Here is a 16,293-nt window from a genome sequence, read left to right as displayed (position 1 = left end):
GAATGGTTTTGGGGAGTTTACAGCGATTATTCGACCATGCCAAAAGACAAAGCCGGATTCTGGAAATGCCCCTATCACAACGGAAGAGCCTGTATCGAGTTGATTAATAGGATTAAGGGTTGAAATCAAGCCTTATTTCTTGATAAAAACAACCTCTCAACTTTAATACTATGAAGAAAATATTACTTGTATTGGGAATTTTATCAATTACTATACCCAATAATGCACAAACCAACCTAATAAAAAACGGTGGGTTTGAAACTGAATTATTAAATTGGAGAGGTGAAGGTATTGCGACTATTTCACCCTATGACAAAAAAACAGGGAATAATAGTTGCACTATCAATCAATTTGTTGGTGCAGAATGGAAAGGAATTGACCAAATAGTGAGTATTCCCAAAAAAACAGTCGCAATTGAATTCAGTGGATGGGTAAAGGCTGCAGGTATTGAAAAAGGACAAAATGTATGGAATACAGGGAAATTTGATATGGCATTTTTGAATGCTGGTGAAAAAGAAATTCAAAACGAAAGCATTGCCTCTGTTCTGGGCACAACACCGTGGACTTTCTACAAAAAAACAGTTACTGTTCCCGCAGGAGCATCAAAATTCAGAATAATGCTTGCTCTAGGTCAAACCAACGGAACTATCTTTTTTGATGACTTAAAAGCTGTTGCCCTTACACAAGAACAATTAGATAAAATTCAGGCTGAAGAAAACGCTAGAAAGTCAGGAGATGAATCAACAAAATTAGTTGAATTAAGTAATGCTAATTTTGAAAACGGAATCGCTTCATGGCGTGGTAACGCTACAGTTTCAACCTCAATTTACAAAGAAGGAAAATCTGCATTAGTATTAAATTCATCAACATTTGACTGGACTGGAATTGATCAAATTGCGGATATTCCTGAAAATGTAACATCTATAACAATTTCAGGATGGTCAAAATCTGACAATATCAAACAAGGAAAAGATGCTTGGAACAACGGATTAATTGCACTTGAATTTACTACAATTGATGGTACAAAAACAGGAGAAGGGCAAAATTTAACTTTTGTAACAGGTACAACCGATTGGACTCAACACACCAAGACATTCCCTATCCCAGGTGGAGCCAAAAAGTACAGAATCATGATAGCCTTAGGGTTCGCATCTGGAACTCTGTATGCTGATGACATTTCGATACATTTTAAATAAAACATTAAAAACCAATAAAAAAATTACATGAAAAACCACTATAATTTAATAGTCCTGCTAACTGCATTTATTTCTTTTGGATGTTCTACTGACAATGTTGCTACAGATACAACAAATCCTGAAACTCCAACTGAAGTTGAAACTGGCTTGACAACAAAAAATGTAAAAACATACATGGCTGATCCTAAGGCTACAGCAGAGACAGCTGCTCTATTTTATAATTTAAAAACATTAGCAAAAACAAAATTTGCAATTGGTCAACAAGATGCTTTTAACAGTTTTTACAATAATGGAGCTACAGATCAATCGGATATCAAAAAAACAACCACCTATGACCCTGCCCTATTGGGATCCGATTTTATTTTCATCACAGATAAAAACTATACAGGAGTAAGTTCTAATTGGTATTACCAACAAGAACAAAAAGTAATAACAGACATGAAAGCAGCTTATACCAAAGGAATGATTAATACCATGTCTTGGCATATCAGAGAGCCCAATAAAGAAGAAGCTTTTTATGTAAGCGAAATGACCAATGAAGAAAAAACAACCGCATTTAAAAGCATTCTTCCTGGCGGAACAAATCACGAATGGTATAAGAACAAATTAAACAAAGTGGCCAGCTTTTTCCTTAATCTAAAAGGAGCAAATGGAGAATTAATTCCAGTTATTTTTAGACCTTTCCACGAGTTTGACGGAAGTTGGTTTTGGTGGGGAGCCGATTTTTGTACAGCAGATGAATACAAAAAAGCCTATCAATTTACAGTTACTTATCTAAGAGATACCAAAGGAGTTCACAATCTTATTTATGCCTTTTCACCTGATCGTAGCTACACAACATCGGCAGAATATTTGAGCCGTTATCCTGGGGATAAATACGTTGATATTTTAGGAATGGATAATTATGGTGATTTCGATAATCAAGGTCAGACTGGTGCTAATAAAGCGAATGCCAAATTAAAAATGATTTCAGATTTAGCAACAAGTAAAGTAAAAATAGCTGCATTAACAGAAACAGGATACAGAGTAACTAGTTCGGTTTCGCCTATTACAGATTGGTTTTCAACATATTTATATAGTGCATTGACAACGAATAATATCGAAATAAGTTATGTAATGTTTTGGAATAATACTACTGATGGCTATTATGTTCCTACACCAAACGAAACCAATGCAACAGATTTTAAAACATTTGCAACAAAAACAAAGTCAGCGTTGGTAAACGGATTGCCTAAAATGTATGTACTCCCAAATTAAATTTGATAACGTAAAGCTCTAGCCCTGATAGAAGCGGCATCTCCCGATTTAGAAAAACGAGGCTTTTTAGCCGTAGTTTTTGTAAATCGGGAATACAGCGGATAGCAGGAAATAGCTCCAAAAAAAATAAACTATGAAAAATAAATTTTTAAAAACACTTGGATTAGCCTTACTCGTTTCGACAATAGCGTGTCAGGCACAGGAAAGAATTACGGTAAAAGGAACACAATTTTACAAGGGAGACAAACCGTATTCGTACATCGGTGCTAACTATTGGCAAGGAAGTATGTTGGGTTCCAAAAAAATAGGAGATCGCAAAAGATTACTTCGAGAACTGGATGTAATGAAGAAAAACGGTATTGACAACCTGCGAATTTTAGTAGGTGCCGATGGCGGAAAATACGACTACACGGTTCGCCCTGCCTTACAATACGAACAAGGAAAATACGATGCTGATTTACTAGATGGTTTGGATTTTTTGATTTATGAAATGGGTAAACGTAACATGTATGCTGTTTTATATCTAACCAACAACTGGGAATGGTCTGGTGGAATGTCACAATATTTGGAGTGGAATGGCTATGGGCCAGTTCCAGTTCCTGCAATCCCACCCAATACTTGGCCACAATATATGGCTTATACAGAGCAATTTCACAGCTGTGAACCTTGTATGAAAGCTTTAGAAGAACATACTAAGTTTATTATCGGCAGAACCAATTCGTATTCGAAAAAAAAATATACCGAAGACAATACCATTATGGCATGGCAAGTTGGAAATGAGCCAAGACTTTTTACGGTAGAAAACGAAGCAAAATTTACGGCTTGGTTAAACAATTTTATAAATTTAATTGATAGCTTAGACAAAAACCATTTGATTTCTACAGGTTCAGAAGGATTGAACAGTTCGAATGACGTTATTGAAATTTTTGAAAGAACCCACCAAAATCCAAATATCGATTATTTGACCATGCACATCTGGCCAAAAAACTGGAACTGGTTTAAGGCTGATGATGCTGAAAAAACTTTACCTATTGCTATTGAAAATGCTGGGAAATATATAGACAAACATGTAAAAGTTGCCAATGATTTACAAAGACCAATTATCATTGAAGAATTTGGTTTACCAAGAGAAAATGAAACTTTGATAAACACAACATCTGTTGCTAACAGAGATAAATTTTACGATTATATTTTTGGTAGAGTGGCTGAAAGTGTAAAAAACAAAGGTTCATTGCAAGCAGCAAATTTCTGGGGTTTTGGCGGCGAAGGAAAAGCGGTTACAACTGATGGACATTGGAATCCTGGCGATCCTTTGACTACTGATCCGCCACAAGAACCACAAGGGTTGAACTCAGTTTTCTCTACAGACAAATCAACTTTGGAAATTGTAAAAAAATATAACACTAAGTTTAAAAATTAATACGAATTACATGAGTTTGCACTAATAATAATCTGTGTTAATTTGTGAAATTTGTGGTCTAAACTCTCCATCTATAGTTTTTTATTTTCAAACCAAAAATAGCACGCAGATTTTGCAGATTCAGCAGATTGTTGAAAGTGGAAATCCGCTAAATCTGCGTGAAAAATCAAAAAAACATGAAAAAAACAATCTATTTCTTTTTTGCATTATTTTTTATCAACCTTTCTTTTGCTCAAAAGAATCAAGATTTTGTATTGTTTTCACCAAACGGAAAAATTAAAACCAGCATTTTAATAACCGACAAAATAAGCTGGTCTGTTTTGAATGAAAAGCAAACTATTCTGGCTCCTTCTACGATTTCAATGACTTTGGACCAAAATGAAGTTTTGGGAAAAAATCCAATACTTTTAAATTCCAAAAGAGAAAAAATAAATCAAACTTTTCAAACTCCTTTTTACAAAAAGAGCAATGTAAAAAACCAATACAATCTCTTGATTTTAAATTTTAAAAATGATTTTAGCATTGAATACCGTGCTTTTGATGATGGTGTTGCTTATCGATTTATAACCAAAAAGAAAAAGGAAATTACGGTAAAAACAGAAGAAGTTAATTTAAACTTCGATCAAGATTACAACTCATTAATGCCGTATGTTAGAGATTTAAGAAATCCTAAAGACCCTTATATTTCCTCATTTGAATCTCATTACGAAAACAAAAAGATAAGTGAATATACAAAAGACACCTTGGCTTTTTTACCCTTTTTAATTGATTATAAAAATCAAATTAAAGCCGTTTTTCTAGAAGCTAATCTCGAAGATTACCCAGGATTATTTGTTACCAATAATCAGAACAAATCAGGTTTTGAAAGTCGTTTTTCTAAATATCCTATTCAAGAAAAAAACGGTGGATTCAACAACCTCAACAAATTAATTATCGAAAGAGCGGATTATTTAGTAAAAACTAAAGGAACAAGAACGTTTCCTTGGAGAGCAATAGTTATTGCTGAAAAAGATGCTTCTTTGGCTAATAACGATATGGTTCAAAAATTATCAGAGCCAACTAAAATAAAAGATATTTCGTGGATAAAACCTGGAAAAGTAGCTTGGGATTGGTGGAACGATTGGAATATTTACAATATTGATTTCAAAGCTGGCATCAACACCGAAACTTATAAATATTACATCGATTTTGCTTCTAAAAACAAAGTCGAATATGTGGTTTTGGATGAAGGTTGGAGTGTAGAAAATAACATTATGGAACACAATCCAAATGTGGATTTGAAAGCTTTAATCGCCTACGGAAAAGAACGAAATGTCAGTATCATTTTATGGTGTTCGTGGATGGCATTGCACGAAAACATTGATACCATTTTTAAGAATTACGCTGATTTAGGAGTAAAAGGATTTAAAGTAGATTTTATCGATCGAGATGATGCTAAAATGGTGAATTCGGTTTACCAAATTGCTCAAAAAGCAGCAAATAACAAATTACTTTTGGATTTTCATGGGATGTACAAACCAACAGGAATCCAACGTACCTTTCCTAATATTCTGAATTTTGAAGGTGTAAAAGGTTTAGAGAATAATAAATGGACACCCAATGACGATGTGCCAACTTATGACTGCTCGATTCCATTTATCCGAATGATGGCTGGCCCTATGGATTATACCCCTGGTGCGATGAGAAATGCCAACAAATACGATTTCAAGCCGAGCCATTCAACACCAATGAGTCAGGGAACAAGATGTCATCAACTGGCATTATACACTATTTTTGAATCTCCATTGCAAATGATGGCTGACAGCCCAACTGCTTATATGAAAGAGCAGGAATCAACAAATTTTATAGCAAAAATTCCAACCACATTTGACGAAACTATGGCCTTAGATGGAGAAGTTGGAAAATTCGTTTCAATTGCTCGTAAAAAAGAAAATACTTGGTATTTGGGAGCCATCACAAATTGGGATTCCAAAGAAATAACTATTGACTTTTCATTTTTGGAAAAAGGCAAGTCATACAGTGTTGAAATTTTCTCAGACGGCTTAAATGCTGATAAAGCGGCACAAGATTATAAAAGAGAAATCATCACGGTTGATTCTAAAAGTAAATTACCCTATCGATTGGCAAGTGGCGGTGGTTTATCTGCAATTATCACACCTAAAAATTAATTAGCATAACCCGTTGGGTACAATTAATTATGATAAATAAATTTTCGTCAATTCTATTGAATTTTAAAAAATGTGAGCAGCATTTGCTGAAAATTTAAATCGAGAATAAAAAAATGTAGCTTAACTTAATGTGCAGTTTTTATTTGCATATCCAACATAGCTAAACAAAGTATTGCTGCAGTTAGTGTTGGGAATTATAAGCTAAAATACAATTTCGAAAGCAATTCACAACAACACAACATTGTTAACCTCACAAGGATTAGTTGGGAATTATAAGCTAAAATACAATTTCGAAAGCAATTCACAACTAATAGATCTTCAAACAATACCCGATAGCGCGGATTTGCACACGAGCGATAGCGAACTGACGAAGTAATCCGTGCCCACAATCAAAGACTGCTAAAACAAATCTAGTAAAATAACTTCCAAATCATTTTCTAATCCAGCATAATTTCTGGCAGAGCTAAAATAATGATCCTCAGGCAAAGTGACAATTTTATCTTTCACAACAAGCAGTTCAAACACAACAACCAAACACAACAACCAAACACAACAACCAACATAAGTAACAAAGTATCGCTTGAACTGCAAAATAGCAAAAATCACAAATCTTTCCACAACTGCAATAACAACTCCTTCATCGTACAGATGGTCTGAAAATTACTAAGAATATAAAACAAGATGTTTAAAAAAAAAGCAGATTAAGCTGACTATAAATCAACCTAATCTGCGTTAAACAATATACTCTAAAGTTTTATTTTAACTCAAAACCACTTTCTAAACCTTTGTCAGAACTTCCTCCAACCATAATTTTGAATGTTCCTGCTTCTACTAAATAATTTCCGTCATTATCATAAAAACCAAGTTCTTTATCGGTAAGAGTAAAGTTTATCGTTTTGGTTTCACCTTTTTTCAAATCAACCAATTCAAAACCTTTTAATTCTTTTATGGGGCGAATAATACTGGCATACTCATCATGTATATACAATTGAACTACTTCTTTACCATCATAATTTCCGGTATTGGTAACCTCAACACTAACTTTTACAGGCTCACCTTTGGTAAAAGCTGTATTGTTCAGTTTCAGATTTTTATATTCGAAAGTTGTATAACTCAAACCAAAACCAAACGGAAATTGCGGTGTTTTCTCTACATCCATATAATGTGACCAGAAAACATTATTATCACTATTTTTAGGTCTTCCTGTACTGTATTTGTTATAATAAATTGGCACTTGACCTACATTTCTAGGGAAAGACATTGGTAATTTCCCACTTGGATTGTAATCGCCGTACAAAACCTGCGCAATAGCGTTTCCAGCTTGAGTTCCTAAATGCCATCCCTCAACAATAGCTGGAATATGTTCGGCTGCCCAGGGAATACTCAACGGGCGACCATTATTCAGCACCAAAACTACATTCGGATTTACTTTGTAGATTTCTTCCAATAATTCTTGTTGCAAACCTGGCAAATTCAAGTCGGTTCTACTTCTTCCCTCACCACTTTGAAAACCATATTCCCCCAAAACCATCACCACAACATCAGCATTCTTTGCGGCTACTTTAGCGGCTTCAAACCCACTTTTATCCGTAGTATTAAAAATAGTTTCGGTTAAAAAAGTAGCATTTTGTGTCAATAAATCGGCTCCTTTTTCAAACACCAATTGATTCTCTTTATAGTGTTGCATACCTTCTAAAACCGAAACTGCAGTATTATCATCAGCTGCTATTCGCCAACTTCCTAAAGGACTGTTTTTATCATTTGCCAAAGCGCCAATCAAAGCAATTTTTTGACCTGATTTTTTAAGTGGAAGTAAATTTTTCTCATTTTTCAACAAAACGATAGATTTTTTGGCCATATCCAAAACACCTTCAACATGCGCTTTATTACCGATAGATTCTTTTTCGCGTTTTTCATCGCAATACTTATAAGGATCGTCAAATAATCCCAACTCAAACTTCACTCTCAATATTCTACGAACCGCATCATCTACCAAAGATTCTTTTACTTTCCCTTCTTTGACCAAATCCACTAACTTTGCAACATACAAATACGATTCCATATCCATATCTGAACCCGCCACAACCGCTTTCAAAGTAGCATCGGCTTCGTCTTTAGCATAACCGTGAGCAATCATTTCTCGAATCGAAGCATAATCTGAAATTACAAAACCATCAAACTTCCATTTTCCTTTCAAAATATCTCGCTGTAAAAAAGAACTTCCTGTCGCTGGAACGCCATTCAGGGTATTAAATGAATTCATAAAAGTTCTTACTCCAGCATCAACAGTCGCCTTAAAAGGAGGTAAAACAGAATTATATAATTTCGAGTTACTGATATCCACAATATTATATTCCAATCCAGCTTCAACATAACCGTAAGCTGCAAAATGTTTGGCACAGGCCGCAATCGTGTTAACTTTAAGTAAATCGGCAGTGGTTTCCCCTTGAAAACCTTTTACTCTAGCATAACCAACTTTACTTCCTAAATAAGGATCCTCTCCAGCCCCTTCCATTACACGTCCCCAACGCGCATCATTGGCTACATCAACATTAGGACCAAAAGTCCAGTTAATCCCAGATGCCGATGCCTCATCTGCTGCAATCTGAGCCGACTTTTTTATCGCTTCCAAATCCCAACTTGCTGCTTCTGCCAACGGAATCGGACTCAAGGTTTTATACCCATGAATCACATCAAATCCAATAATCAACGGGATTCCCAATCGAGTTTCTTCGATAGCAATTTTCTGCACAGCACGAACTTCCTTCACACCGCGAACAGTCAACATAGACCCCACTAAACCTTTCTTCAAATGCTCGTATTTTAACTCTGCAGTACCGCCTTTTGGAGCTGGTCCTGTAACTTCCCAGAATCCATTATATTGATTCATTTGCCCTACTTTCTCTTCCAGAGTCATTTGTTGCATCAACAAATCAACACGTTCTTCTACTGGCTTCGTTTTGTCTAAATGTGCCATTTTTTGTGCATTCATAGTTCCAATTGTAATAAGGGCAATAAACCCTGTAAAAGTTATTTTTTTCATTTTTAGAGTTAAAGATTAATTTTTGCAGATCTATTTAAAAAATGCTCTTTTGTCCTATCTTATTTTTTGAGGCGTGACCACTATGAACCAAGGGGGCTTACTTTAGAAATCATTATTCGCCCCCTTAGTTCATCGCGGTCGGGCTATCCATGCTACTTCGGTAGCTTATTTCTATCCCTCACGCAGCTTCACGAGTTTCAAAACCCATAGATATTGTCAAATAATTACAACACAAATGGCATAAAATCAGGTGGCAATTTACATTCCTGATTCTTTTTTCAATAAAACAGATGTTGCATAAACTAACACAAATGTGTCTTTTTTTGTACTTAAACAATAGACAATCACTCTACTATAAAAGACGAAGCCGGTAAATTAGCTTTATTAAAAAGTGTCGCCTGATCCGTATTTTTCCATGCATAACGTACTTTCAAAGGCTTTTTTACTTGAGCTGACTGCAATACCACTTCGTTATTCTTGATTAAAGCTGTCGCTTTGTAAAATACATTATCAGCACCGGCAATTTCAAATAAGTCAGCTTTTTTATCCTTAAAATACAAACCCTCATTATTATCAAATGCAACCACAACTTTATTCTTGTCTATTTTAATTCCTTTAAAAAGAGGGCCGTTTACAAGAGCTGCATTCACTTTATAGGTATTTGTTAAAGCCAAATTAGCCAAACGAATTCCCACCGATTTTTTATCCTTAGGATGTATATCATCAATAGGCGAAATATCGCTGGTAACTACCATGCCAACATTAGGAACCTCTTGTAATACTTTGCGTTGAGCATCACGAATAATCGATCCGCTAAAATGATCTTCTCCATATTTGTAAGGAGCAATCTGAACAAAATAAAACGGAAAGTCATATTCCCATAATTTTCGCCAAGAAGTAATCAAAGCCGAAAGGGTTTTATCATAAACCGTAGAACCAACATTGCTTTCGCCTTGGTACCACAAAACCCCAGCTATTTTGAAACCAATCATTGGTGAAATCATAGCATTAAAAGCACGCCCTGGTTGATTAGGACCATAACTTTCTTCTTTTCTGGTTTTAGCAGCTTCCAATAATACTGGATCGTTTTGAATCACATCCGCTGGTGTCCAAATTTCTGCTGGTGTTCCTCCCCAATTCGAGGAAATCAATCCAATGGGTACGTTTTTTAACTCTTCCGTTAAGCGTTTACCAAAAAAATACCCTACAGCACTAAAATATTTCATCGTCTCGGGTGTGCAGGTTGTCCAACTTCCAAAAAGATTATTTTGCGGAGCAGTCGCAGTCGATTTAGATACCAAAAACAATCTGATATTCGGATTTGTGGCATTTCTTACGGCTTCATCACCATTCTCAATTCCCCAACTGGCTGACATTTCCATATTCGATTGCCCCGAACAAACCCAAACTTCGCCAATCAAAATGTTTTTCAAAATCACTTCGTTATAGCCTTTGAGCGAAATCGTATAGGGACCACCCTCTTTTGGGGTTGGAATTACGATTTCCCACTTAGCCTGATTGGTAGTTTTTACTGTATAAGTTTGATTGTTCCAGCTCGGTGTAACTCCAATTTCTTCCTGTGGATTCGCCCATCCCCAAATTTTTACTTCAGAATTACGTTGTAAAACCATATTGTCTGAGAAAATATTTGGAAGGGTAACATTGGCAAAAGCAGTTGTACTAACCAGAATCAATGCAAGAATAACTACAATTCTATTATTTCTCATGGAGCAACTTTTTAAAAACGGGGATTAATTGTGCCGCCATAACTTTATCATCTTCGATATCGGGATGATAACCGCAACCTTTTGGCGACATCGGTTTAAATTCGAATAACGCAATTGGCTTATGCTCTTTATCATCTTCAAAAGCTTGTATTATTTTTTTTAGACATTGTATCAAGGTTTTATTTTTTTCGCCCGAAACCATTGGACTAGTCAATAAAATAATTCTTGTGTTCGGAGCATGTTTATAAACTACCTTAATAAAATTGATATAATTAGAAACATATTTCTCTTCATTAAAAGGTAGTCTTTCTTTTTTTCCGTCTCCATCCGATAGGTCATTTGTGCCCAAACAAATACTTACTAAATCTGGCTGAAAAGCAAAATCATAAGGTTTTGAAGTATCTTTATTTAAATACAAATTTTCGTAAACATCAGGGATTATGGGTTCGTTGGAATGCTCATCATTCCAATTGCGATACATCCCGTAACCAGAAACTGAACTCAATACAAAATCAGTATTCAAAGCTCTCGATACTATTGGTCCGTATGCCCAATACGCATTGTGTTGATCGTACCAATCTCCGCTTCCGCAAGGAATAGAGGAAAGATCATTGCCAAAACCACAAGTAATGGAATCTCCAATAAGTTCTATTTTCTTTTTATTCTGGGGAATGGAACTTTCAACAACTTTTGCAGTAGTTCCTGCAAATAAAACACCTCCATTGGCGGCCTCAGTTGCTTTATAAATAGCCAAATGGTGTTTTTTCTTTTTCTTTAAAACAGAAACAGGGTAGGATTTTAATTCACCTTTCTCAACTCTTACTCGTCCTAAATATTCGCCATCAAGTTCTAAAACCACATAATTTTGATGCTCATGTGTATCAATACTTTGTAATGAAATAGCACAATTATCTCCTTCAAAATCAAAAGAAACAGACGATGCTGAACCGATGAGAATTACTTTATTGTCTGCAAGAGGTTCAACTCTACCAGCATGCACAAATAATGTTTGCTGCGCATTTGCAAAAAAAGAAATTAACAAAAAAAAGAGTAAGTACCTTTCTACTTTCATATACAACTTTGGTCTAAAAATTAAATTGCAAGACACAAAATTATATATTCTAAAACTTGATAAAAGATACTATAATGTCAAATTATAATAAAAAAACACCATTTTTAATTAAGAAATCATTTTAGAAGAGAAATATTTGCTTTATAATTATTTTCTTAACAAAACTTATAATGATTAACAATCAATACGCTATTAGGTGACTATTTTTTTAGCAAAACTCCTCAGGAATTGGATTATAACTAATAGATATAAAACGGGAAAACTGTTTTATTCTTCTATTAGCAACTTGAGTAAGCTTTCATCTCTTTGATAGATGTCGTTATAAAAGTTCATATTCCCCTCTCTATCCACCCAGGCTGTAAAATAACCAATATAAACAGGGACTTTGTTCTTGAGCGTGTGCCACTTTTCTTTCCCTGCATGCATAGCCTCATCTATTCGCTCTGGAGTCCATTTGGGATCATCTTTTAAAAGTTCGATAGCTAATTCTCTGGGTTTTCCTACACGAACACAACCGTGGCTAAAAGCCCTAGATTCTCTCTCAAATAGACTTTTGGCAGGAGTATCATGCAGATAAATATTATTAGAATTAGGGAACAAAAATTTTACTAGCCCCAATGAGTTGTTCTTACCTGGCAACTGACGTACTTGTCCTTTATTCCATTCTAAGTTTTTCTTAGCCAAATAATTTTTATCCTTGGCCATTCCTGGCTTAATTTCACTATTAATAATACTTTGCGGTACTACCCAATACGGACTAAAAACAATATATCGCATCATTCCGCTGAATATAACTGTTTGAGTCATGGCTTTTCCGACAACTACTGGCGATACAAAACTAATTTCTCCATCTCGAATTAAATACAATTTGAATTCTGGAATATTGATTTCTAAATATTCTTTATCCTTTTCGAGTTCAGGATCTATCCATCGACAACGTTCCATATTGACGATTATTGTTTTAATTCTTTCGGCTACCGTAACATTCATTTCGGCAATATGTGCTGGCAAAATGGTCTTATTAAAAATATTTGCGTGATGAATTTGAAAGTCTTTGACTGCGGCCATCAAAACTGTGTCGCAAATTGGACTTTTAGTATTTTCTTTTAATTCTCCAGTTATAAACAATCGGTCTCTGATTTGCAAAATGGCATCGGCTGAATCGCCCACTTTAAAACTCTTAAAATCTGCTGGTACCTCGATGTTTTTCCAACCTCCGCTGGCTTCAATTTTTTTGTATTTATTTAAAACCTCTTTTAGTTTATAGTATTGACTAAACATTTTTTTATTCCCTTTGTCACTCAATACCGATTCGTGAAAAATAGAATCGGAAAAAATCTTAAAATTTATTTTTTTACGAGGGAGAAGCCATTCTAAAGATGTGGTTGTTTTTTCATCAACTCCTTGATATACTTTGGAAGTATAGTAAAAATATAGATTGGTAATCATTAAATCGGTCTCTACTTGCGATAATTTATTATCGTGAAAACGTTCAAAAATTAGATTGATTTTTTCGTTATAAGGGAAATTGGTTTTCAGCCCCTCATTGTCTAGGCCACGGTATTTGTCGAATAAGGTATTTCCAAATTCTATTACACCTTTATTGTCTAACCACAATTGACTTGAACTTTGTTTTTTATACAAATCAAACACTTCGGTTTGAAAAGCAATCAACTTAGGATAGTTTTCATAAAATTTTGAAATAGCATTACTGTCGATCAAAATACGAATTTCTGTATTCTCTACTATGACTGGTTTTTTAAGAATTATTGTTTCCTTAGTTTTATTACATGAAGTTGTAATTACTAAAAGTAGCAGCATTATTAATTTGGAACATAGTTTCATAAGTGGTCAATATTTTTAATAAAAATACTATTTTTTTGACTCAAAAGAAGATATTTTGAGCTTATAAACTGACAAATTTTGTCTAAGAAAAGGATCTAAGCAAACTTGCAATTTGCCGATCATTAGCCCTGATCGAAGTGAAAATCTTTATTGCCCGGTGTTCGGGCAATAAAATTGAAACGGAGAGCAGGAACTTTGCCTCCAAAAATGCTTATTGTTTTGCTCCTAAAAAAAGCTATTTTTGAAAGTTCTATAAAACCAACAAACCAAATTCCCGTAAAGTATTGACTGGTTTAGAATACCAAAACAATTCGAAATCCTCTAGATTGGTTTCAAAATTGGATTTTATTTCTTGAAAAGAGAAGTTTTTTGTGTTTGAAACCGAAAGTTTCTCTAGCATTTGAACCAGCCATTCGGCTTCATTTTTATTGGTTTGGATGGTAAAACTTTGCTTTTTATCGTGAAAAGTCAAGGCAGACATTTCCCAACTCTTTCCTTTTTTGGTTTTTATAAAATATTCAACGTCTGGTTTTCCGCCAAGCCAGACCATTTTTGCAGTTGGTTTGATATTGAAATGATTGTCATCCTGTAATGCATCAAAAATAAAATCGGGGTGGATTTTGGTTCTTGGAATTTTGAAATCGAACCATTCTTGCAACTCATAATCAAAACACATTCCGTGCATAAAATTGAATAATGATTTCTTGAGCCCAAAACTAAATTTATCGTGATTGATTCCTGTTTTATCAACAAAATTTATGTCATTATTTGCAAAAGTCCCAATAGCTTCAGTTTCTTTTACAGCTCCAAATTGCTCTGGATACATCCCTACTGGACTGTGAGCAGTCATCGCAAATTGATGCCAAAAACCCGATTGCAAAACTCCAGCTTCAAAGAGTTGACGCACCATTTCCAGGCTATCTACTGTTTCCTGAATAGTTTGTGTTGGATAGCCATACATTAAATAAGCATGCACCATGATTCCCGATTCAGTAAAATTTCGGGTAACTTTCGCAACTTGTTCTACAGTAACTCCTTTATCGATGAGCTTCAACAAGCGATCCGAAGCCACTTCGAGTCCACCAGAAACGGCAATACAACCTGAAGCTTTTAAGAGTAAACATAAATCTTTTGAAAAGCTTTTTTCAAAACGAATATTTGTCCACCAAGTCACAGATAACTTCCTGCGAAGGATTTCTAGTGCCAAAGCCCTCATCAAAGCTGGTGGTGCTGCTTCATCGACAAAATGAAAACCGTTTTGACCTGTTTGCTCAATTAATTCTTCCATTCTATCACAAAGCAAACTAGCCGCGACAGGTTCGTACACCTTTATATAATCTAGAGAAATATCACAGAACGTACATTTTCCCCAATAACAACCGTGCGCCATCGTCAGTTTATTCCAGCGTCCGTCGCTCCACATTCGATGCATCGGGTTTACAATTTCGATAACCGAAATGTATTTATCCAAAGGCAAATCTGAATAATCTGGAGTTCCAACTTGAGATTGCTTATAATCGTGTTTCGTAGAATTGTTTTTGTAAACTACTTGACCATTTTCTAACAAAAAAGTTCTCTTGTAAGTATCGTAATTTGGATTTTCCAAATTGAAAATTAACTCTTCAATAGGCAATTCGCCATCGTCTAATGTTATATAATCAAAAAACTCAAAAACACGTTTATCTGAAAGCGAACGCAATTCGGTATTAGGGAAACCGCCACCCATGGAGATTTTAATTTCGGGATGGTATTTTTTTACCCATTGTGCCGAACGAAAAGCCGAATATAAATTCCCAGGAAATGGAACCGAAATCAAGAATAAATTGGGTTGTATCGTATCGATTTTTTCTTTTAAAATAGAGAAAAGAATCTCATCAAAATAGGTAGGTTCTTTTAGTAAAGTTGCATACAATTCGTCAAACGAGTTGGCAGATCGTCCCAATCTTTCGGCGTAACGACTAAAACCAAAATTTTCATCGACACATTCTACAATAAAATCCGAAATATCTTCAAGATACAAAGTCGCCAAATGTTTGGCTTTGTCCTGAGTTCCCATTGTCCCAAAAGCCCAATCCAATTCTTCCAACTGCGCAAAACGAGAAGCTTCGGGCAAGAAATCTTCCTGACATATTTGTAGTGCCAAGGTTGGATTTTTTCCTTGCAAAAAAAGAATAACAGAATCGATAGTTTTGATGTATTCGTCTTTTAGAGCAAAAATTCTTTTGGAGTTGTCAGTTAATGGTTGATGGGTCTTTGCTTCAAATAAATGTGTTAAACCTTCTTTCGAAAACACTTTCAAAATCACTTCTATTCCCAAATCAGCCTGAACCGATTCGATTTTTTTGGTATTCAAAAACCCCTTAATATATGCTGTCGCTGGATACGGTGTATTCAGTTGTGTAAAGGGTGGCGTGATAAGGAAAAGTTTAGTTTTCAAGAGGAATATTTTTTTGCAAAATTAAGGGATATTTAGAGACTTTTTGTGAAAAGATTTTATTCAGTTAAGTTTCCTTTTTTAAATTTTATTTTGTAGATATTTAATTACATTTGCCACAACCAAATTAT

Annotated in this window: 9 protein-coding genes and 1 pseudogene; 4 read left to right on the top strand and 6 right to left on the bottom strand. The window is 34.8% G+C overall.

All coding sequences use genetic code 11. From position 1 onward, the window contains the following. Positions 1–170: 170 nt before the first annotated feature. The 4 genes from ABEB18_RS16275 (at position 171) to ABEB18_RS16260 (ending at position 6,041) form a co-directional block, all read left to right on the top strand. A complete protein-coding gene (locus ABEB18_RS16275; RefSeq protein WP_348800393.1) occupies positions 171–1,196 on the top strand; it encodes a carbohydrate binding domain-containing protein in 1,026 nt (341 codons plus the stop codon). 27 nt (positions 1,197–1,223) lie between these two features. Next, positions 1,224–2,453 (top strand): glycoside hydrolase family 26 protein, encoded by a 1,230-nt coding sequence (locus tag ABEB18_RS16270; protein WP_348800392.1) that lies wholly within the window; start codon positions 1,224–1,226, stop codon positions 2,451–2,453. 133 nt (positions 2,454–2,586) lie between these two features. Further along, positions 2,587–3,873 (top strand): glycoside hydrolase 5 family protein, encoded by a 1,287-nt coding sequence (locus ABEB18_RS16265; protein ID WP_348800391.1) that lies wholly within the window; start codon positions 2,587–2,589, stop codon positions 3,871–3,873. Positions 3,874–4,049: 176 nt separating this feature from the next. Next, on the top strand, positions 4,050–6,041 hold the full coding sequence (locus ABEB18_RS16260) for a retaining alpha-galactosidase (protein WP_348800390.1): 1,992 nt from the start codon (positions 4,050–4,052) through the stop codon (positions 6,039–6,041). Positions 6,042–6,440: 399 nt separating this feature from the next. Here ABEB18_RS16260 and ABEB18_RS16255 read toward each other — a convergent pair. The 6 genes and pseudogenes from ABEB18_RS16255 to ABEB18_RS16230 all read right to left on the bottom strand — a co-directional run. Further along, positions 6,441–6,548: pseudogene (locus ABEB18_RS16255) on the bottom strand (REP-associated tyrosine transposase); the annotation flags it as partial. A gap of 247 nt (positions 6,549–6,795) precedes the next feature. Further along, a complete protein-coding gene (gene bglX, locus ABEB18_RS16250; protein WP_348800389.1) occupies positions 6,796–9,084 on the bottom strand; it encodes a beta-glucosidase BglX in 2,289 nt (762 codons plus the stop codon). Positions 9,085–9,428: 344 nt separating this feature from the next. Further along, a complete protein-coding gene (locus tag ABEB18_RS16245; protein ID WP_348800388.1) occupies positions 9,429–10,811 on the bottom strand; it encodes a sialate O-acetylesterase in 1,383 nt (460 codons plus the stop codon). After that, a complete protein-coding gene (locus tag ABEB18_RS16240; RefSeq protein ID WP_348800387.1) occupies positions 10,801–11,883 on the bottom strand; it encodes an SGNH/GDSL hydrolase family protein in 1,083 nt (360 codons plus the stop codon). Before ABEB18_RS16240 ends, ABEB18_RS16245 begins: the two co-directional genes overlap by 11 nt. Positions 11,884–12,150: 267 nt before the next feature. Beyond that, positions 12,151–13,728, bottom strand: coding sequence for a L,D-transpeptidase family protein (locus tag ABEB18_RS16235; protein ID WP_348800386.1), 1,578 nt, complete (start codon positions 13,726–13,728; stop codon positions 12,151–12,153). A gap of 250 nt (positions 13,729–13,978) precedes the next feature. After that, the gene (locus tag ABEB18_RS16230) at positions 13,979–16,165 is read right to left on the bottom strand and encodes a B12-binding domain-containing radical SAM protein (protein WP_348800385.1); all 2,187 of its coding nucleotides are present in this window, start codon (positions 16,163–16,165) and stop codon (positions 13,979–13,981) included. Positions 16,166–16,293 lie beyond the last annotated feature (128 nt).

It is taken from the genome of Flavobacterium adhaerens, assembly GCF_040045115.1.
GTDB lineage: Bacteria > Bacteroidota > Bacteroidia > Flavobacteriales > Flavobacteriaceae > Flavobacterium > Flavobacterium adhaerens.
Note: the sequence above shows the minus strand (reverse complement) of the source record. Positions and strands in the feature narration are given on the sequence as shown.